We start from the raw sequence: 19,282 nt of genomic DNA, 5'->3' as shown, positions 1-19,282 counted from the left end.
CACCCTCACCCGCAACGGGTGAGGCGGTCCCGGCACGCCCGGCCCCACAGTGGGACCGATGAACGGCGGCGGACGTAACCCCGGGGAATCGCGGCCGGCCCGTACGGCCGGGTCGGCGACGGTGGAGGCCCAGGCGCTGCTGCCGATGATCTGGGCCGATCCGCAGCACATGCCCGAGCAACTGGCCTTCTTCGCGGTGCGCCGGTTCGGCCCCCGGGCCGCAGCCTCGGTGGCCCGCCGCAAGCGGAACAAGCCGGCGGCCGGGGACGACGAACTCCGCCGGGAGGCCATCGCCCACGGGACGCACATGGCGATCGCCGACGGCGCCGTGCTGGGCGGCCCGTTCATCGTCCTCATGCCCGTCAGCTTCGTCGCGGCACTGCTCTCCCAGGCCCGGATGGTGCTCGAACTGGCCGTCCTCGCCGGCGAAGATCCCCGGAGCGAACGGCGCGTGGCCGACCTGCTGGTCCTCCAGGACGTGTACCCGTCGACGGAGGCGGCCGCCGAGGCCCTGAGGGAGGCGAAGCGGCGGCCGCCCGGAGGCCGGGGCCGGATCCCCCGGCGGACACGGTGGTCGCTGATCGTCCGGATGGCGGCGATCCTCGGCCTCGTGGGCGGCGGCGGCAAACAGAGCACGTTCCGGCGGGTGGTGTCGACGACCCCGATCGTCGCCCTGTTCCTCGTCGGCATGGTGCTGCCGCTGATCTGGGTGCCCGCACTCGCGGTGATCTACCGGAAGAACACCCTGCGGCTGGGGGCGAAGGCCGTGCAGTACTACACTCCGGGCGCCGCGGGGGAACTGCTCAGGCACCGGAAGCGGCTTCCCCACATGCCCAGCACGGCCGGCGTCGCCGCCGTTCTGCGGGTGTTCGCCCTCGCGGTGGTGCCCTTCGCGGCGGCCGGCGCGGCCGCCTGGGCAGGGCTCCGGCTGGCCGGCGGGTTCTGGGGCACCTGTCTGATCGTCCTCGTCGCGGTCTCCCTGCTCGCGGCGTGCCTCTGGTTCGTGCGCCGCCGCTCGCGCCGGAGCGTCGACGACGAGGGAAGGAGCCCGCCGTGAAAGCGCCGGAACCCCACCTGTCACCGCATGAACGCGCGGCGCGCGGCAAGGCGGCCCGCGGCCGGATGCCCCGCTCGGCCCATGCCCGACCGGGGCCCGACGCCGGCCGGGCCGACCCGGTGGAGATCCTCGAACAGCAGAGCGCCGACCGCGTACCGGAACTCGTTCCCCTCCGCTACGGCAGGATGCTGGAGTCGCCGTTTGCCTTCTACCGCGGCGGCGCCGCGATCATGGCGGCCGACCTGGGCGCCCAGCCCCGCACCGGCATCGAGGCGCAGCTGTGCGGGGACGCCCACCTCCTGAACTTCGGGCTCTTCGCCTCGCCCGAGCGCCACCTGGTCTTCGACGTCAACGACTTCGACGAGACCCTGCCCGGTCCGTGGGAGTGGGACGTCAAGCGGCTGGCCGCCAGCGTGGCGATCGCGGCACGGGAGAACGACGTCCCGGACAAGCGGCGCGGAGACGTCGTCCGCGGCACCGTGCGCGCGTACCGGGAAGCGATGCGCGGCTTCGCGGCGATGCGCAACCTCGACGTGTGGTACGCGCACTTCGACACCGAGCGCCTGCGCGAGCTCTTCGCCGACCGGCTCGGCAAGCAGGGCCGCCGCCGGATGTCCCGGGCCCTGGAGACCGCGCGCGGCCGCGACCACCTGCACGCCTTCCAGCAGCTCACCGAGGTCGTCGACGGCACCCGGCGGATCGCCGCCGATCCGCCCCTGATCGTTCCGCTGGGCGACCTGACGACCGGCGACCGCAGGGCCGAGCTCGAAGGACGCCTCCGCCTGCTCGTCGAACGGTACGGCCGCAGCCTCGCCTCCGACCGCCGGCACCTCCTGGACCAGTTCCGCATGGCCGACGCCGCGCGCAAGGTCGTGGGCGTCGGCAGCGTGGGCACCCGCTGCTGGATCGTGCTCATGCTCGGGCGCGACGACGACGATCCGCTGATCCTGCAGGCCAAGGAGGCGGGCCCGTCGGTGCTGGCACCGTTCGTGCGCCCGAGCCCGTACGCCAATGAGGGGCAGCGCGTGGTCTGCGGGCAGCGCTTGATGCAGGCCGTCAGCGACATCCTCCTCGGCTGGGAGCGCGCCACCGGGATCGACGGGCGGCAGCGCGACTTCTACGTCCGGCAGCTGCGCGACTGGAAGGGCAGCGCCCGCCCCGAGACGATGCCGCCCGGCCGGCTGCAGGCCTACGGAGAGCTGTGCGGCGCCACGCTGGCCCGCGCCCACGCCCGCTCCGGCGACCGGATCGCGATCGCCGCCTACCTGGGCGGCGGTGACGCCTTCGACCGGGCCCTGGCCGAGTTCGCCGAGGCCTACGCCGACCGGAACGAGCACGACTTCCGGGCGCTCGCCGAAGCCGCGGACCGCGGCCGCGTCGTGGCCCGGCGCGCCTGACACGCCGGCCGGCCCGCGGTCACCGCCTCTTCCACTCGGGGAGGGGGCGTTCGCCGGGAAGTCCGCCGGCCACGCTCTCCCGCAGGGACGGCCGGCGCGACGCGGCTCTTTCGTACCACCGGCCGTACCGGTCGGCGAGGGGGACGGACGAGACGCCGTGGAGGAGGACGCCGAGGCCGACCGTGACGGCGATCGCGGTGCCCATGGGCCGGGCCCCGGGCACTTCCTCGGCCGCCACGACCAGCCCGAGGACGAGGGAGGGAAGACCGCGGGAGCCGAACCACGCGGTATAGGCCACGGTCGGGGGACGCAGCCGGCTGCCCGCGAGCGCGAGGGCGGTGGGCAGCATGCGCACGACCGTCAGGCTCAGCACCGCGTAGGCGACGACGCGCCCGTTCAGGTCCGTCAGCGCGGGGCCGAGGAGCACCGCGCCGAAGACGAGGAAGCTCAGTGAGGCCAGAAGCGCCGCGAGGTGCTCCACCGACTCGAGAGTGTCGTCCTCGCCCTCCGGGACGGAACCCGGCGGCGGACCCGCGCGCAGGGCGGCCGCGAAGGCGAAGCCCGCCACCCACGCCGCCACGAAGGCGCTGCCGCCCGTGGCCGCCGCGAGCGTGCCCGCCCCGGCGGCGAGCGCGAGGGGAAGGATGCGGCGCCAGTCGTCGTCGACCCGGCCCGCGGCGCGCGACCTGCTCAGCAGCACCCCGCCGAGGCCCCCGGCCACCAGCCCCAGCAAGGGGCTGAGCAGGAGCACCTGACGGAGGATTCCCGTCACTCCCTGGTGGGAGGCGGACGTCCCGGGCAGAGCGGCGAGGAGGACGGCGAACACGGGCAGGACCAGGCACTCGTTCAGGCCGCACTCGGCATTGAGCCCGTGCCGCACGACCGCGGGGATGCGCGGGGCGAACACGGCGGTCTTGCCCACCGACGCGTCGGTGGGCGCGAGGATCACCCCCACCAGCGCCGGCTCCCATCCCGTGAGACCCGGCAGCAGCGCCCACGCGAGCAGACCACCGCCCGCGATCGTCAGCGGCAGCCCGACGACGAGGAGACGGACGGGGAGGAACCAGCCGTTGCGGAACTCCTCCGACCGTACGGTGGCGGCGTCGGTGAACAGGACCAGCGCCAGGGCCGCTTCGGCGAGGGCGAGCACCGGCCCGGCGTCGCGCTCCGGATCCAGCAGCCCGAGGCCGGCCGGGCCGATGAGCACCCCGGCGGCGGTGAACACCATCGGCGCCGACACGACGGTCAGGGCCAGGCGCCGGGAGACGAGCGCGTACCCACCGGTGACGGCGGCCACGGCGGCCACCGCCCATCCGCCGCCTGCGCTCACAGTCCCTCCTCCGGCCGGCCGTCGGCCACGGACGGACCCGTCCAGGAAGAGTGATCGGTCCGGTGCCCCGTGGGGCACCGGACACGCGGACGCTCACCCGATGGACGGACAGCGGAAGGCGTCACTGCCCGCCGGCCGGGTCCTCCTCCTCGTGGTCGAGGGCCAGGAGGGCCGCGCCGATCCATCCGGCCTCCGGGCCGAGGCGGGCGGGTTCGACGGCCGGGAGCTCGCGGTGGGCGGCGGCGGTCACGTAGCGGGCGAAGCTCGCGCGGAGAGGAGCCAGCAGGAGCTCGCCGGCTTCGGCCACGCCGCCGCCGATGACCACCAGCTCGACGTCGAAGAGGTTGACGAGCGTCGCGACGCCGATGCCCAGCCAGTGGCCGAGCCGCTCCAGCTGGGCCCGTGCCGCCGGGTCACCGGCGTGTGCGGCCGCGGACACCGCCTCCCCGGTCACCCGTCCCGACCCGTCGGCGAGGGCGGCCAGCGCCCCGCCGGGTTCGGCCGCGGCCGCCGCGCTGCCGTAGCGGCCGAGGGCCCGCCCGGAGGCCAGCGGTTCGAGACAGCCGACGGTCCCGCAGCCGCAGCGTTCGGTGCCGTGCGGGTCGACGATCATGTGCCCGATCTCCGTGGCGATCCCGGTGCGCCCCCGGAAGGGGCGACCGGCCAGGACGAGGCCCCCGCCGACACCTGTCCCCACGGTGACGAAGGCCATGTGGGCGGCGCTGTTCCCCAAGCGGTACTCCGCCCAGCAGGCGGCGTTGGCGTCGTTCTCGACGACGGCCGGCAGCCCCGTGGACTCCTGGAGCAGCCGCCGGAGCGGAAGGTCGTGGTAGGCGGTGTTGGGGGCCGTCAGGACGCGTCCTTCGGGCCAGCGGACGAGGCCGGCCGCGCCCACGCCGACGGCTGCGACCCCCGGATTGCGGTAGCGCAGCGCCTCGATCAGGACGGAGACGGACTTGAGGATGGTCGCCTGGTCGGAGGGGCACGGCACGGCAGGGACGCGGTCGGTGACGCGGCCCTCCGCGTCGACCACTCCTGCGGCGATCTTCGTTCCTCCGATGTCGAGGCCGATGGCGAGCCGGCCGTCGTCGGGGAGTCGTGGGCGCATGGGGGAACTCCTACCGGGGTTGGAGCAGGACGCCGGGACAGCCCTGCAGAGCGATCAGCGCGGCGCCGTGCGCACCACGGACGGCGTCCAGCGGTTTGGTGACGATCTGACAGTCCCTGCTGATCTGGAACGTGTGCGCGGGGAACTTCCGCATCGCGTGGAGGAAGGCGTTCGCCGCCCGGCGCCCGGGCCCGCCGCCGATGAGGTCCTCCGCCCCGTAGACCACCATGTGGGTGGGCCCGAACAGGGTGAGGAGCGTGGCGATGCCGCGGGCTATCGAGGTGCCGGCCTTGCGGAAGGCCGCCAGTGCCTCGCGCGCCTGCGCGTCGTCGCCGTCGGCGAGCGCGATCGCGGCCTCCAGCCCGTCCAGTTCCCGGCCGGTCCGCTCCTTGACCACGGCGGTCAGGGCCCGGTTCCCGACCTGGCTCTCGATGCACCCGCGCATCCCGCAGTCGCAGATGCGGCCCCTCGGCCACACCTGGAGGTGCCCGAACTCCACCGGGGCGGAGAGCCGTTCGCCCCGGACGACCATGCCGGCGCCCACGCCGTCGCGCACGAGGACGACCCCGAACGTCGAGCCGACGCGGCCCACGCCGAGGCTCTGCTCGTACGCGGCGAAGGCGTGCGCGTCGTTCTCCACCGAGGTGGCGCAGCCCAGCATGGAGGCGAGTTCCGCACCGAGCGGGACGTCCTCCCACTCGTACGGGGGAGGTTTCTCGTGCCGGTGGTCGTCGGGCCCGTTGACCAGGTGGAGCACCATGCCCGTGTCCGGGTCGACGGGCCCGCCGACCTGGACCCCCACGCACACCCTGCTCCTGGGGAAGGCGCATCCCAGCCTGTCGTCGACGAGGTTCTCCGCGAGCTCGGCGACGCGCTTCACCACCTCTGCCGACTCCATGACCGTGAGGTGCCGACGGGAGCGCGCCAGGACCACGCCGTCGGCCCCGACGACGACTCCGGTGAGTTTGTACGGCTGGATCTCGATCCCGACCGCGTACTGCTCGTGGTCGAGTTCGTCGGAGCGCCGGAGGATCTGCCGCACTTTCACGTCGTTCACGTTCACGTTCATGTGCCACCTTGCGTCCGGTGGTGCGCCGAAGGAAAAGCCGGTGGTGGGGAAAAAGAGCTCAGGCGATGGAGCCGGGGGTCACCGCCTCCGGGTAGCGCTGGACCGCGGAACGGATGGCGATGGGGGTCAGCGTGACGATCTCGTCGGCGTCGCCTTCCCCTTCGCCTTCTCCTCCCGCGTCCCGTGCCGCGCGGCGCAGTTCCTCCGCCCGTCCGGTGGTCGCGCAGTCCCACAGCGCCCCGACGAGATCGATGTCGTCCGTGTCCTCGAATTCCTCGAAGGAAACCTGTTCGGTCATGAGGCGAAGGCTTCGATTGACGTAGGGAAGGTGACGCACGCATTCGGTGAGGAAAGCGGCCTTCAGCGCCGCATCCGCCGTCCGTGGTTCCGGAAGGGGGTGCAGTTCCTGGTCGCGGAAGCTGCTCAGCGCCCGTGCCACGGTCTCCACCGCGAGTTCGTCGACATCGTTCCGCCGGAGACGCGCGCGGGGACTTCCCGTCGCGGCAATGGCGAGCAGCCAGAGACGAATGACGTGATATCCGTAAGCGGCCCAGCCGGCCCGGGACTCGAAGCGGGGAACACCGGCGCTGCGCGTGCGGTCCGCGGCCGGTGCGGTGGCCGCCGGCCCGGTGAGCCGACGGAGCCGCTCCTGCACCACGTCCGGGGTGAGCCGGCTCTCGATGTCGGCCCGGACGGCCCGGAGGAATCGCTCGAACGCCGGGTGCACGTGCTGCGTGGCGACTCTGGTGGACTTCGGCTGGGCCCTGCGTGTGGCGAGACCGTGATCATCCCTTGCGGACATGCGAACCTCCTTCATCTTCCTCGTGGTTCTCCAGTGAGCTCCGCAGTGCGGCGATCGCGTGCCGCAGGTTGCTGCGGACCGTGCTCGCCTTCACGCCGAGAAGCGCCGCGATCTCCTGTGCGGAGTAGCCGTCCAGGTGCAGGGCCAGGACCTGGCCCTGCCGAGGGGGGAGGGCGCGCAGGGCCTCCAGCACCCTTTTGTGCTCGTCCGGTTCCGGCGGGGCCGCCGGGGCCGGGCCCGAGAGGTGTGCGGTCCGGGACTCCAGGACCAGGCGTCTGCGGTTGCGCTCGGCCTTCTTGCAGTACGCGTGCCAGGCTGCCGTCCGGACCCAGCCCGCGGGGCACTTGCAGTCCGCCCATGTGCGCAGGAGCTCCTGCATGGCGTCCTGGGTGGCGTCCTCGGCTTCCTCGTAAGTCGCCCCGGCTCTCATCAGGCTGTGCACGACGCGTGGATACTCCGCTGTAAAGAAATCGGCGAAACCCGGCAACTCGGCGGGTAAGGCTCCGCGATCTCCTCGGGGGCTCACGCGGCCACCTCCTCGGGGTCGGTCACACCCTTATAGGGCCGTGGGGAGCCGGAAGCGTGCAAAAGCCCGCCGGAATTCCTCGCACCCGCCTCCGTCCGCAGCACTTGCACGGGAACGCTGTATTCCGCCCCTTTCCGGATAACAACCCCGATGAAGGCGAGGCCCTCATGAGGCGCAATGGCGGCACACGGCACTCCGGCACGACCGACCCCACCGGCTCCGTCAACTCCACCGACTCCACCAGCCCCACCGGACCGGACCGTCACCCGAGCCCCGCGGAGGTCGTGGCGCTCGTGAACGGAGTGACGGCGAGCATCGCAGGCACCTACGTGGTGACGTCATCGGTGCTGCTCGCGGCGCTGGCCGGAGTGCTGGCGGTGGTCGTGGCGACAGTCGTGGTGGCCCTGCACCTCAGGTCCGGTCGGTGACGGGAGCGTCGTCCCGGAGGGCGCCGGCGAGGACCGAGGCCACGACCTTGCGGACGGCTCCGGCCTCCGGCCGGGGGCTCGTCCGGTCGGCGAACAGCAGGTGACCGGCACCGATCAGCGCGGGAGCGAGCGCGTCGACGTCCGCATCGCCTGAGACGCGGCCCAGTTCGCGCTCGGCGGCCAGATACGAGGCGACCATGGCGGCGGCTTCCGTCAGCAGCGGGATGCCGCCGCCCGGTCCGGCCCGGCGCAGCCGGGCGCGCAGGTCGTCCCGGAAGGTGATCAGGGCGACGATCGCCACGGCGACCGAACCGAAGAGGTCGGTCAGCGCGGCGGCGAGGTTGCCGGCGACGGAGCCGGTGCCGGCGGCGCCGCGCAGGGCCGCGGCCCAGCCGTCGATCCGGGCGACGCGGTCCCGTACGAGCTCCGCGAGGAAGGCGTCGAAGTCGGCGAAGTGCCGGTGCAGGACGCCCTTGGCGCAGCCCGCCTCGGTCGTGACGGCGCGGCTGGTCAGCGCGCTGGGCCCGGCCCGGAGCAGGATGCGCTCGGCGGCGTCGAACAACTGCTCGCGCGCGTCGCGCAGGGCCACCCCGGTCGGCATGCGGCACGTCCTTTCCGTCTCTCGCCGGACCCTATCCGTTGACGAGTGGGCATGTGCCCACCATAGTGGGCGCATGCCCACTTCACCGTCAGGGCGATCGAGCCCCTCGGATCGAGAACCGCATCAACACCGGGAGACGGCCGAGTCGTTCGGCACGGACGCCGAACGGTACGACCGGGCCCGGCCCCGCTACCCCGGCGCCCTGGTGGAACGGATCGCCGCCGGCGCCGGCGACGTTCTCGACGTCGGCTGCGGCACCGGAATCGCCGCCCGCCAGTTCCAGGCGGCCGGCTGCCGGGTGCTGGGAGTCGAGCCCGACCCGCGGATGGCCGCACTCGCGCGGCAGCTCGGCGTGGACGTCGACGTGTCGGCGTTCGAGGCCTGGGACCCGGCGGGGCGTGCCTTCGACGCGGTCGTCGCCGCCCAGGCCTGGCACTGGATCGACCCGGTCGCGGGAGCGGCCAAGGCCGCGCAGGCGCTGCGGACCGGCGGCCGGCTCGCGGCCTTCTGGAACGTGCCCCGGCTTCCGCCGGAGGTGACCGAAGCCTTCGACGCGGCCTACAGGCGGGTCGCGCCCGACTCGCCGTTCGCCATCCCGGCGACGGAGGCGCAGGCCCTGGACGGGCACCGGCAGCTTGAGGCCAAGGCCGCCGACGCAATACGGGAGTCGGGCGGATTCGGGGAGCCGGAGCAGTGGCGCTTCGACTGGGACCGGACCTACACCCGGGACGCGTGGCTGGACCAGATGCCCACCCACGGCTCCCTCACCCGGCTCCCGCCCGGCAAGGCGGCGGACGTGCTGGAGCACGTCGGGGCCGCTATTGACGCCATGGGCGGCAGCTTCGCCGTGCGCTACGCGACGGTGGCGGTCACCGCGGTGCGCACCGGCGCCGCGTGACGCGGTTCGCAGTGCGGCACACCGGCTGCCTATCGCGTCGCTGTGAGGACGAGGGACGCGACGCTCAGTGCCAAGTAGCCGCCGGGGAAGGCCATGTTGTAGTAGACGCGGGCGCGGACGTGTACCGCGACGGCGCCGACGTAGAAGAGGACCAGCCCGGTCGCGGCCGCGGCACCGATGAAGGGGACACCGAGCAGGCCGAGCAGCAGCCCGGCGGCACCGGCCCCCTTGAGCGCGGCGAGCGGGGGGATCCAGGAGCGCGGGGTCCCCACCTCGGCCGCGTTGGCGAGGACGAACCCGGCCTTCATCAGGTCCGCCACGGCGATCCCGGCGTTGGCGGCGATCGTGACGACGGTGACGATCACGTAGGCGATGAACACCCGTTGTCCTTTCGGAGAGGCGCGGAGCGGGAGTGCGCCCAGCCTCGCCAACCCCTCGGCACGGCGTCCAATGCCTGCGTCTATAACCTGATGGCATGGACGTCGACACCCGGTTGCTCCGTTCCTTCGTCGCCGTGGCGGAGGACGGCAGCCTGACCCGGGCCGCGGAACGGCTGTTCGTGTCACAGCCCGCACTGACGAGGCAGATCAAGCAGCTGGAGGACCGGGTCGGGGTACGGCTGTTCACGCGGTCGCAGACCGGCATGGTCCTCACCGCTCCGGGCAGGGTGCTGGCGGCGCGGGTGCCCGACCTGCTGGCCGAGTGGGACCGGGCCCTGGGGGAGACGAAGGGCGCGGCTGGCAGGGCGGCCCGCGTCCTGCGGGTCGGGTTCCTGGCCAGCGCCGCCAACGAGGCGACCCAGCACATCGTCGCGGAGTTCGCCCGGCGCCGGCCGGGCTGGCGGGTCGAGATGCGCCAGGCCTCGTGGGCGGATCCGAGCGCCGGCCTCGCCGACGGGGACGTCGACGCCGCCCTGCTGCGGCTGCCCTTCCCCGGCCAGGACGCCGTACGCGTCGAGGTCCTGTTCAGCGAACCCCGCTGGATCGCGCTGCCCGAGGCGCACCCCCTCGCCGTGCGCGAACGGATTCCGTTCCGGGATCTGCGGGACGAGCCGTTCGTGGCGGCCCCGCCCCGGACGGGCGCCTGGCGGGACTACTGGCTGGCCGCCGACGAGCGCGACGGCCACCCCGTCCGCGTCGGCGCCGTCACCGACCAGCCCGACGAATGGCTGAGCGCGATCGCCAACGGCTACGGGATCGCCCTCGCCCCCGAATCCGCCGCCCGCTACTACGCACGCCCGGGCATCACGTACCGCCCGGTCACCGGCGTCAGCCCCAGCCGGGTCGGAGTCGCCTGGCCCGCCTCCGCGGACGCCGACCCCGTCGTCCGGGACTTCGTACGCTCCTGCCTCAACAGCCGGCAAGGGCCGCAGGGCGGACCCGTTTAGAGCGAGACGGTGGCTTCGGCACCGGAATCACCCGTGGGCGGTCCTGGCCGTACGAGGTCGAAGGGCGCCGGGGCGTGCCCCTCCCAGATGCGGCGCGAGGACTCTTCCGGATAGGGCATGGTCTTCGACTCGCCTTCCAGGACGCGCGTGAGCCGCTCGCCGGGGCGGTACGCGGCCCACCCGGGAGCACCCGTGGTGGCGAAGCGGATCCACGCCTGCTGGAGTTCCTGCGAGACCGCGAGGGCCTCGGGCGTGGGCCGGTCGCCGAGGAGCCCCTTGCCGGTGGGGCTGGCCAGGGTGCCGAAGGCCAGGGGGACGTCGAGGCTGTGGCACGCGCCCAAGACCCCGCCCATGGCCGTGGAGCCCAGCCGCAGCTCGAAGAGGAACGACGTGCCGCCGGCCGCCGCGTTAGCCTCGGCCAGCTGCAGCGAGGGCATCCGGAAGAGGGCGTCGGAGTACACCGTTTCCAGCAGCTCCTCCGCGGAGGCCCGCGGGTGGGCGGCCCGGTAGGCGGCCGCGCCGTCCGGCGCCGGGGCGAACAGCTCCAGGGCCGTACGGGCATCCTCGTCGGTGAACGTGCCCAGCCGTCCGGTCATGACGCTGAAGAGCCGGAACTCATCGCGCGTGTGGCCGACGAGGAGTTCGGTCCCGCTCGCGCGGCCGCCGGCCAGCGCGGGCCAGGGCGTTTCGGAGAGGACCTCGCCGTCGACGACCGGGCACATGGCGATGCCCGCCTGGGCGAGCCGCCCCCAGCTCTCGCGGCGGCCGGGCAGCCCGGCGCTGAGCGCGGTGAGCTCGCCCGCCAGGCGCCACGGGTCGACGCCGGACAGGGCCGCGGCCGTGGGAGCCGTGCCGAGCCGGTCCGCCAGCGCGGCCGCGGCCTGTTCCGCGAGGGCGCGCGTGCAGTGCCATCCCGGCACCGAGTGGGTGACGGCCCGCCGGAACAGCCCGCGCGCCGGCTCCATCGTCAGCAGGGCCGCGATCGACCCGGCCCCGGCGGACTGCCCGGCCACGGTGACCCGGCCGGGGTCCCCGCCGAACGCGGCGATGTTCCGCTGCACCCACTCCAGCGCCGCGATCTGGTCCAGGAACCCGCGGTTGGGCGGCGCGCCGTCGAGCAAGGCGAAACCCTCGGCGCCCACCCGGTAGTTGATGCTCACCACGACGAGCCCCGCCGAGGCCGGCTCGGCCGGGTCGTACATCGGGTCGCCGGAGTCCGCCGCCACGTAGGCGCCCCCGGGGATCCACACCAGCACCGGCAGCCCCGCGGCGCCCGGGTCCGGCGTGCAGACGTTGAGCGTCAGCCAGTCGGTGCCCGCCGGTGAACTCCCGGCTGGCGGCCCGGCGTGGGGAACGGACTGCGGCGGCGGAGGGCCGAAATCCACGGCCTGCCGTATGCCGTCCCAGGGCCGGAGCGGGACGGGCGCGGCGAACCGGAGCGCTCCCACCGGCGCCTGGGCGTACGGGATGCCGCGGAAGACCGCGTGCCCGTACCGCCGCCGCCGGCCCTCGACCAGGCCCTCCGCAGTGCGCACGCATGGCTGTTGAGACATGTCGCTACCCCTCTCCGAGCGTTCTTCCGAAGGGCTCCAGCGTTATCGGCCAGCTGTATTATGTCAACCGTATGGGAACGCCGGGTAGACTGCGGGGGCCGGAAAGAGAGTGCCGGAAAGAGAGTGACGGAGAGGCCGACGATGCCGAAGCAGGTGGACCACCAGGAGCGCCGCGAGACGATCGCCCGGGCGCTGTGGCGGGTGGTCGAGCGGCGCGGCGCGGTGCACCTGACCATGCGGGAGGTCGCGCAGGAAGCGGACCTCTCCCACGGGGCCGTGCAGCACTACTTCGCCTCTCGCGAGGCGATGCTCGCCTTCGCGATGGACTTCGCGGCCGAGCAGACCGCCCTGCGCGTCGGCCGGGGCGTCCAGGAGCTCGGCGACCGGCCGCACCCCCGCGACGTGCTCCGGCTGATGCTCACGGAGACCCTCCCCCTGCACGCCGACGCCCGCGCGACCAGCCGGATGAGCGCCGCCTACGTGCTGGAGGCGCTCCACGACGAGAACGTCCACGCCCGGGCGCGCGACGGGATGCTCCAAGGGCGCGCCCTCGTCGAGCAGCTGGTGCGTCAGGCGATCGCCGACGGGTACATCGACGCCGGGCGCGACCCGGCGGTGGAGACCGGCCTGCTCCTCGCCCTCACCGGCTTCACCCCCCTCATCGAACTCGACGTGATCCGTCCCGAGGACGCGCTCGCCGCCATCGACCAGTACCTGGACAGACTGTTCGTCAAGGTGTGACTCCGCCTTCCGGCGCGCGACCGGAATGCGTCGGTGTGGTGGGCAGTGGCCGGTTCGCGTCCTCGTGCCCGGGTCCCGGGGCGCGACAGATTGGGCTGCGGCACACGGCAGCGCACCACGCGGAAGCGGCAGGAGGCGGGACGCCGATGGAGTTTTCCAAGGACATCGAGGATTTCCTCGCGAAGCTCATGTCGTGGTACGAGGACAACCACGAGGGCTTCAGGGATCAGTACGACGCGGCGGTCAAGTACGCGGAGAAGTGCCCGGTCGATCCGGACGACCCCGTGTACTGCGACTGGCAGAACAAGGACATCGAATTCCTGTATCAGTTCTTCAGCGACTGGTACGAGTGGCAGGAGAACGGATCGGGAGTCGACAACGGCCTGACCTACATCGAGAAGTTCAGCTGGATCAACTACGGCGGGCACAAGCCCGGCATGGACTTCATGAACAAGGGGCCCGGGCGCGAGCTGATCGCCGACTTCACACATCTGCAGGGCCTGCAGATGAACTCGCCGGAGTCGAAGAAGACCATCGACAGGTGGGTCGAACAGCTCGGCGCGAAGCGCATGGACGACTACAAGATCAAGAACTGGAAGAACTTCAACGAATTCTTCATCAGGGAGATCAAGGAGGACCGGCGGCCGGTCGACGCCAAGGAAGACCCCACCGTGGTGGTCGCCCCGGCCGACTGCGTCATCAACATGATCGTCGACGACCTGGGCGAACTCACGCAGATCCCGGTCAAGAACGTGACCATGAACGTCAACCAGCTGCTCGACAGGTCGAAGTACGCGGGCCACTTCATCGGCGGCACAGCGGTGTCGTGCATCCTGATGCCCGACAGCTACCACTGGTATCACACCCCGGTGGCGGGCGAGGTGGTGGAAGCCCGCAGCGACATCGGCGGCATGTACTACGGGATCCGGAACTTCCCTCAGCTGCTCGACAAGGGGGACGTCGGCTACGGCTACGACTACAACGACTTCCTCGACTTCCGCCGGGGGTACGTGATCATCAAGACGCTGTACGTGAATGCCGATGGAGGGCCGGACGGCGAAGGGTACGTCGCGCAGGTGCCCGTCGGTCTCAACTCGATCGCGTCGGTGAACTTCCTGGAGAAGTTCACCGGGAAGCTGCCGGTCCCGGTGGAAAAGGGAGAGCGGGTCGGGAACTTCATGTACGGCGGGTCACTGAACATCCTCCTCTTCGAGAAGGGCCGGTTCCCCGCCGTGCAACTGCTCCAAGGGCAGCGCATCGGCCTCCTGGAGGACCCGGAGAAGACGCCCAAGCGGTTCCCCCGCTCCCCTCGCACGCAGCTCCGGACCCCGCCGCCGAACGGAAGGTGAACCATGTCCGCAGCAGATCTCGTCACCTCGATCCCTGCGAACCTCTTCAACACCCGATCCGTCGACGTGAAGACCCGCTCCTACGCCGGGCACGTCCACGTCGACAGCACGGAGCACCCGGGGACCGCGAACCACCTCTTCTACTGGTTCTTCGAGAGCCAGACCTGCAACCCGCACGTCGCGGTCCACGACCAGCAGGAGCTGATCAGCGGGACGCCGCTGCTGATCTGGCTCAACGGCGGGCCGGGCGCCTCCTCGCTGCTGGGGCTCTTCCTGGAGAACGGGCCGCTGACCATCGGCGACGACGCCGCCGGGACGGTCTCGGTCACCGCCAACACCTGGAACCAGGAGGCGCACGTCGTCTACTGGGACCAGCCCGTCGGCACCGGGTACAGCCACTCCGACGTGGGGGAGTACGTCCAGGACGAGAAGACCCTCGCCCGCATGTTCCGCGAGGGCCTGCAGAAGTTCTTCGACCTGCACCCCGAGTACGCGCGGTGCCCGCTGTACGTCTGCGGCGAGAGCTACGCCGGGAAGTACGTGCCGGCGATCGCCCTGGAGATCGACGAGCACAACCGCCGCAACGCGGACGGGCGGCGGATCAACCTCAAGGGGATATCCGTCGGCAACGGCTGGATCAGGCCCGAGCTGTCGATCCGCGTCCTGATCGACTACGCCTACACGACCGGGTTCCTCGGCATCAGCCAGAAGCAGTCCCTCTACACGGCCTACGCCGCGTACCAGGAAGCGCTCGCCAAGGGGAAGATGGCCAAGGCCACCAAGCTCGGCAACGACCTGGTGACCGCCACCCTCGCGTACGGGGGCAACTTCGACCTCTACGACGTGCGGCGCTGGGACGACCTGCCCATGGGCGCGCTGCGCGCCTACCTGGACAGCGAGGCCGTGAAGGAAGCGCTGCACGTTCCCCACGACGTCCCCTGGGAGTGCGCCGACAACGACGGCCCGGTGGCCGAATGGCTGGTGAACGACAACATGAGGGACTGCTCCGAGGACTACGCCGAGCTCCTCGCCAGGGGCTGCAAGACCCTCCTCTACACCGGGAACTTCGACACCGCCTGCGGGTACCGGAGCACCGAGGAGATCCTGGACGACCTGATGAGGGCGAAGGGCGACCAGGAACACGCGGAGTGGCGCAACGCCCCTCGGCTGATCTGGACACAGGCGCAGGGCAACCCTAAGGGATTCGTCCGCCGCCTCGGGAACCTGACGCAGGTCAGCGTTCCCGACTCCGGGCACCAGGTCCCGGCGTTCCAGCCGGAAGTCTGCCGGGAGATGCTCTACAACTGGCTCTTCGACCGGCCCTTCCCCGGCTACGACCCCCAGCAGCTGCCCAAGCAGCGCAACGGCAGCGGCGCGCGGAAGGGATGAACCCGGCCGCTCCGCGGCCCCCGGCCGGCGGACCTACCCGGGGGTCCGCGGGGTGACGGTCATGCGGATGTCGTCGGCCGCCCAGAGGACGAACCGTTCGACCGGCGTCACCTCGTGTCCCGGCACGGGCCGGAACCGGAAGCGCTTGAGGAGCACGGCCAGCACCAGCTCGGCCGTGACCATCGCCAGGCCCGCGCCCTCACAGCTGCGCGGTCCGATCCCGAAGGGGACGTAGGCCAGCCGGTGCCGCCCGGCCTCCTCCTCCGGCGTGAACCGCTCGGGCCTGAACCGCTCGGGCTCGGGCCAGTGGTCCGGGTTCATGTGGACGGCCCAGAAGGGGTAGAAGACCGTCGTCCCGGCGGGGATGTCGTAGCCGCCGAGGACGAGGGGCCCGGTCGTCTCCCGCGCGCCGTAGGGGCCGGGCGGGTACAGCCGCATCGTCTCCTTGAGGACCATGGTCAGGTACGTGAGCCGCCGCAGGTCCGCGTACGCGGGCGCGGCACGCTCACCGAGCACGCGGTCCAGCTCGTCCGCGACGCGTCCGGCGGCCTCGGGATGCCGGCCCAGCAGGTGCAGGGTCCACGAGACGGCCACCCCGGTGGTGTGGTGGGCGGCCAGCATCGCCACCATGACGGTGTCACGGATCCGCGCGGGCCGCTCACCCGCCTCGACGAGCGCCCCGATCAGGTCGCTCCGGTCCGCGCGCGGCCCGCGGCCGCCGGACCGGTGGGCCGCGACGACCCGGTCGACCGTCGTGCGCAGGTGGGCGAGGGCCTGCCGCGCCCGCTCGGCGCGCTCCTCCTCCGGGCCCGCGGCCGGCAGGTGGTAGAGCCGCCCCAGGTGCTCGGTGAGCACGTCCTCGAAGGCGGTGACGACGCGGTCGGGGTCGGCGACCTCGCCTCCCAGCGCGTACGCGCAGATCATCCGCAGGGACAGCGCGGTGAGGTCCTTCTGCAGTTCCACGGGCTCCCGGCCGGCCCGCTCGGCCCAGCGGCCGGCGAGCGCCGTCGCCAGCGCGGTGAACTGCGCGAAGTGCCGCTCGTGGGAAGGCCGCCCCGCCAGCACCGACAGCAGGAGGCGCCGCCAGGGGCCGTGCTCACCGGCCGGCATCACCTGGAGGTTGCCGGTCTCGAACAACGGGGCCAGGAAGGCGAAGAGCCGCTCCGGCCGCTTGTCGGTGCCCGCCGTGGCCTCCAGCAGTACGGGGTCGGAGACGGACACGGCCGTGCCCGTCTCCGCGCCCGGCAGCTGGAAGCGCACGACGGGCCCGTACTCGGCGTGCAGCCGTAACTGGTAGGTGTGCAGGCCGCCCGCCGCGGCGATGGCACCGAGGCCACCGTCCTCCTGGGGCGCGGGGCCGGGGATGTCCATGGCGGATCCTCTCGCCGAACCGGAACCGTAGCCACGGCCGGCGTCGTCACCCCGGCCGTGGCTCGATGGGCCGGTCGCCAAGCTACGCCGCGACCCAGGTGCCGGCCACCGCCACCGTGGTGACGCCGGGGCCGAAGGCGATGACCAGGCCCGTGGCTCCGGGGTGCGGAGGGGCGGCGAAGGTCTGTGCCAGGACGTCGAGGACGACGACGCTCGCGGTGTTGCCCCGCCGGGCGAGGGAGTTCTCGCTGAGCTCGAACATCGCGGGCGGGATGCCCAGCCCCTTGCTCACCTCGTACATGATCCGGGGGCCGCCCGTGTGGCTGACGAGGAAGTCGGGCTGCGGCGCGAGGACGGCCGTCTCGGCGCGCAGCCACGCTTCGAGGAGCGGCATCGACTCGGCCACGACGCGGGATATCCGCGGGTCGGTGTCGAAGTGGAAGCCGAGTTCGTCGACGTCGTAGGAGATGTGCCGCAGCGTGTCCGGGGCGAGGTCCTCGTACGCGGCGTCGAGCCGCAGTCCGGGCCGGTCGTCGCGGACCACGCAGGCCGCGGCCGCGTCGCCGAAGAGCGCGGTCGAGACGAAGGAGGCGATGCGGTCGTCGCCGGGCTGGTAGGAGAGGGAGCACAGCTCGACCGCGACGACCAGGGTGACGGATCCCGGGTGGGCCAGGGAGAGTTCCCGGGCGCGCGCGAGGGCGTACGCCCCGCCGGCGCAGCCGACCTGTGTGAAGGCCAGGCGCCGGGCGCCGCGCCGTAATCCGAGCCGGCCCGCTATGTGCGCGTCCAGGCCGGGGAGGAGGTAGCCGGTGCACGAGACGAGCAGGAGGTGGTCGACCTCGTCCGGCGTGGTGTCCGCTGCGGCGAGGGCGCGTTCCGCGGCGCTGACGCCCAGGTCGGTGCCGGCCGCGGCGTAGCGGCGCATGCGTTCGCCGAAGGTTCTCGGGCTCGTCACGGTGCCGAAGGGGTCGACGAGCGATCTGGTGCGCACCGAGGTGTTGCGCATGAGGCCGAGGGCGGACCGGATCCGGGGATGGCCGGCGTGCAGCTTCGCCATGTGGTCGACGACCTCGTCGAGGGTGGCGGAGTGCTCGGGCAGGCTCAAGGCGGGGCGGCAGACGGTGGACACGCTTCTCCTCGCGCTGGCTGACGTCGGAAGGATCAAGCTCACCGCGAGCCAACCACGGCCGGTTCGGCCCCGGCACCCGAAGGAGTGTTACAAGATCCTTACGGCGGTGCTCGCCGCGTTGACGAGGGTCTCGCGGCTGGGGGTGGCCGGCCGGGCCGGGCGGAAAAGCAGTGGCAGGAACACGTGGTCAGCGGCTTGGATGCTCGGCGTGAATCCTGCGCAACTTGATGACCGTCGTGAACTGCTGGCCCGGCTAGAGCAGTACTACGACGCGGTGCCCCGCTCGGGCGCCCGGGCCGAGGACTTCGGGCCGCTGACCCTGTTCGTCCGGGAGGGCCAGGGCTGGCCCTTCTACGCACGCCCCGCCCTGGGCCGGTCCGGAGAGGTGACCGCCGGGGACGTGGCCCGGGTCCGCGCGCGGCAGCGGGAACTGGGCATCCCGGAGAGCTTCGAGTGGGTCGCCGAGACCACGCCGGCGCTGCGGGCCGCGGCCGAGGAGGCGGGGCTCACGGTGCACGAGCACCCCCTGATGGCGATCGGCCCGGACGCTCCGGTCCCCGCCCTGCCCGAGATGCCCGCCGGGATGGAATTGCGGACGGTCGGGCCGGGCGATCCCGTGCTGCCGAGTGCGGTCGCCGTCCCCCACCTGGCCTTCGCCGATCCCGGGACCGGTGTCGGGGTTGCCGGCACGGCGGAGCTGCGTGAGGCGGTGCGCGGCCTTGCCGGGGACGGGTCCGTGGAGCACGTGGCGGCGCGCGTCGTGGCCGGGCTGACGGTCGTCGCCGCTGCCGTCGAGGACGGCGTGGCGCTGTGCGCCGGTCAGCACCAGCCGGTGGGAGCGGTCAGCGAGATCGTCGGGGTGGGGACCCTGCCGGCCGCGCGCCGCCGCGGCCTCGGGCTCGCGGTGACGGCGGCGCTGCTGGCCGACGCCCGGTCGCGGGGCGCCGGGACCGTCTTCCTGTCCGCGGGTGACGAGGACGTCGCCCGGATCTACGCGCGCCTCGGATTCCGCCGCGTGGCCACGGCCCTGATCGCCGAGCCCGCCGCCTAGCGGGGGCGGGCGCGCCGGCCGTTCGCCCGGCCCGCCCCCGTCCCCGCCGCCCCGGATCAGCCGAAGGGCCCGCGGAGGGCGGTGAGGACGGGGGCA

General features: G+C 72.8%; 19 protein-coding genes. 9 read left to right on the top strand and 10 right to left on the bottom strand.

Going from position 1 to position 19,282, the window contains the following annotated elements; all coding sequences use genetic code 11:
* Positions 1-58 precede the first annotated feature (58 nt).
* Positions 59-1,057: a hypothetical protein gene (locus tag B7P34_RS10170; protein ID WP_146166788.1), complete on the top strand. Its 999-nt coding sequence runs from the start codon at positions 59-61 to the stop codon at positions 1,055-1,057.
* Positions 1,054-2,454: a DUF2252 domain-containing protein gene (locus B7P34_RS10165; protein ID WP_223267700.1), complete on the top strand. Its 1,401-nt coding sequence runs from the start codon at positions 1,054-1,056 to the stop codon at positions 2,452-2,454. The genes B7P34_RS10170 and B7P34_RS10165 overlap by 4 nt, the downstream gene beginning before the upstream one ends.
* Positions 2,455-2,473: 19 nt before the next feature.
* On the opposite strand, the gene B7P34_RS10160 is transcribed toward B7P34_RS10165, so the two are convergent.
* From B7P34_RS10160 to B7P34_RS10140, 5 genes are all read right to left on the bottom strand, one after another.
* Positions 2,474-3,784 (bottom strand): cation:proton antiporter domain-containing protein, encoded by a 1,311-nt coding sequence (locus B7P34_RS10160; RefSeq protein ID WP_106675512.1) that lies wholly within the window; start codon positions 3,782-3,784, stop codon positions 2,474-2,476.
* A 121-nt stretch (positions 3,785-3,905) separates the two neighbouring features.
* Positions 3,906-4,892, bottom strand: coding sequence for an ROK family protein (locus tag B7P34_RS10155; RefSeq protein WP_106675511.1), 987 nt, complete (start codon positions 4,890-4,892; stop codon positions 3,906-3,908).
* Positions 4,893-4,902: 10 nt separating this feature from the next.
* Positions 4,903-5,961, bottom strand: coding sequence for an ROK family protein (locus B7P34_RS10150; protein ID WP_106675510.1), 1,059 nt, complete (start codon positions 5,959-5,961; stop codon positions 4,903-4,905).
* Between the two features lie 58 nt (positions 5,962-6,019).
* Positions 6,020-6,763, bottom strand: a complete 744-nt coding sequence (locus B7P34_RS10145) for a hypothetical protein (protein ID WP_146166787.1) — start codon at positions 6,761-6,763, stop codon at positions 6,020-6,022.
* Complete coding sequence (locus tag B7P34_RS10140) at positions 6,747-7,289, bottom strand: RNA polymerase sigma factor (protein WP_106675508.1); 543 nt, start codon at positions 7,287-7,289, stop codon at positions 6,747-6,749. The genes B7P34_RS10145 and B7P34_RS10140 overlap by 17 nt, the downstream gene beginning before the upstream one ends.
* Positions 7,290-7,456: 167 nt before the next feature.
* Between B7P34_RS10140 and B7P34_RS10135 the strand changes: the two genes are divergently transcribed.
* Entirely contained in the window at positions 7,457-7,717 is a 261-nt protein-coding gene (locus B7P34_RS10135) for a hypothetical protein (RefSeq protein ID WP_106675507.1), read from the top strand.
* Here the strand turns inward: B7P34_RS10135 and B7P34_RS10130 are convergent.
* Entirely contained in the window at positions 7,701-8,318 is a 618-nt protein-coding gene (locus B7P34_RS10130) for a TetR/AcrR family transcriptional regulator (protein ID WP_106675506.1), read from the bottom strand. The genes B7P34_RS10135 and B7P34_RS10130 overlap by 17 nt on opposite strands.
* Before the next feature lie 73 nt (positions 8,319-8,391).
* Between B7P34_RS10130 and B7P34_RS10125 the strand changes: the two genes are divergently transcribed.
* Positions 8,392-9,216, top strand: coding sequence for a class I SAM-dependent methyltransferase (locus tag B7P34_RS10125; protein ID WP_106675505.1), 825 nt, complete (start codon positions 8,392-8,394; stop codon positions 9,214-9,216).
* A gap of 29 nt (positions 9,217-9,245) precedes the next feature.
* Here B7P34_RS10125 and B7P34_RS10120 read toward each other — a convergent pair whose 3' ends face one another.
* Positions 9,246-9,596, bottom strand: coding sequence for a DoxX family protein (locus B7P34_RS10120; protein ID WP_106675504.1), 351 nt, complete (start codon positions 9,594-9,596; stop codon positions 9,246-9,248).
* 95 nt (positions 9,597-9,691) lie between these two features.
* Here B7P34_RS10120 and B7P34_RS10115 point away from each other — a divergent pair, with 95 nt between their 5' ends.
* Positions 9,692-10,603, top strand: a complete 912-nt coding sequence (locus B7P34_RS10115; RefSeq protein WP_106675503.1) for a LysR family transcriptional regulator — start codon at positions 9,692-9,694, stop codon at positions 10,601-10,603.
* Here the strand turns inward: B7P34_RS10115 and B7P34_RS10110 are convergent.
* On the bottom strand, positions 10,600-12,156 hold the full coding sequence (locus B7P34_RS10110; RefSeq protein WP_106675502.1) for a carboxylesterase/lipase family protein: 1,557 nt from the start codon (positions 12,154-12,156) through the stop codon (positions 10,600-10,602). The genes B7P34_RS10115 and B7P34_RS10110 overlap by 4 nt on opposite strands.
* 141 nt (positions 12,157-12,297) lie before the next feature.
* On the opposite strand from B7P34_RS10110, the gene B7P34_RS10105 reads away from it, so the two are divergent.
* The 3 genes from B7P34_RS10105 (at position 12,298) to B7P34_RS10095 (ending at position 15,635) form a co-directional block, all read left to right on the top strand.
* Positions 12,298-12,897 (top strand): TetR/AcrR family transcriptional regulator, encoded by a 600-nt coding sequence (locus B7P34_RS10105; RefSeq protein ID WP_106675501.1) that lies wholly within the window; start codon positions 12,298-12,300, stop codon positions 12,895-12,897.
* Between the two features lie 146 nt (positions 12,898-13,043).
* Positions 13,044-14,246, top strand: a complete 1,203-nt coding sequence (locus B7P34_RS10100; protein WP_106675500.1) for a phosphatidylserine decarboxylase — start codon at positions 13,044-13,046, stop codon at positions 14,244-14,246.
* A gap of 3 nt (positions 14,247-14,249) precedes the next feature.
* Positions 14,250-15,635 (top strand): S10 family serine carboxypeptidase-like protein, encoded by a 1,386-nt coding sequence (locus B7P34_RS10095; protein ID WP_106675499.1) that lies wholly within the window; start codon positions 14,250-14,252, stop codon positions 15,633-15,635.
* Positions 15,636-15,668: 33 nt separating this feature from the next.
* On the opposite strand, the gene B7P34_RS10090 is transcribed toward B7P34_RS10095, so the two are convergent.
* Together B7P34_RS10090 and B7P34_RS10085 are read right to left on the bottom strand one after the other, a co-directional pair.
* A complete protein-coding gene (locus tag B7P34_RS10090; RefSeq protein WP_106675498.1) occupies positions 15,669-17,006 on the bottom strand; it encodes a cytochrome P450 in 1,338 nt (445 codons plus the stop codon).
* Positions 17,007-17,088: 82 nt separating this feature from the next.
* Entirely contained in the window at positions 17,089-18,135 is a 1,047-nt protein-coding gene (locus B7P34_RS10085; RefSeq protein WP_106675497.1) for a type III polyketide synthase, read from the bottom strand.
* Between the two features lie 208 nt (positions 18,136-18,343).
* Between B7P34_RS10085 and B7P34_RS10080 the strand changes: the two genes are divergently transcribed.
* Entirely contained in the window at positions 18,344-19,186 is an 843-nt protein-coding gene (locus B7P34_RS10080) for a GNAT family N-acetyltransferase (protein ID WP_223267699.1), read from the top strand.
* Positions 19,187-19,282 lie beyond the last annotated feature (96 nt).

This window comes from Streptosporangium nondiastaticum (assembly GCF_003011965.1).
Taxonomy (GTDB): domain Bacteria; phylum Actinomycetota; class Actinomycetes; order Streptomycetales; family Streptomycetaceae; genus Streptomyces; species Streptomyces nondiastaticus.
This window is presented reverse-complemented; position numbering and strand designations above follow the sequence as displayed.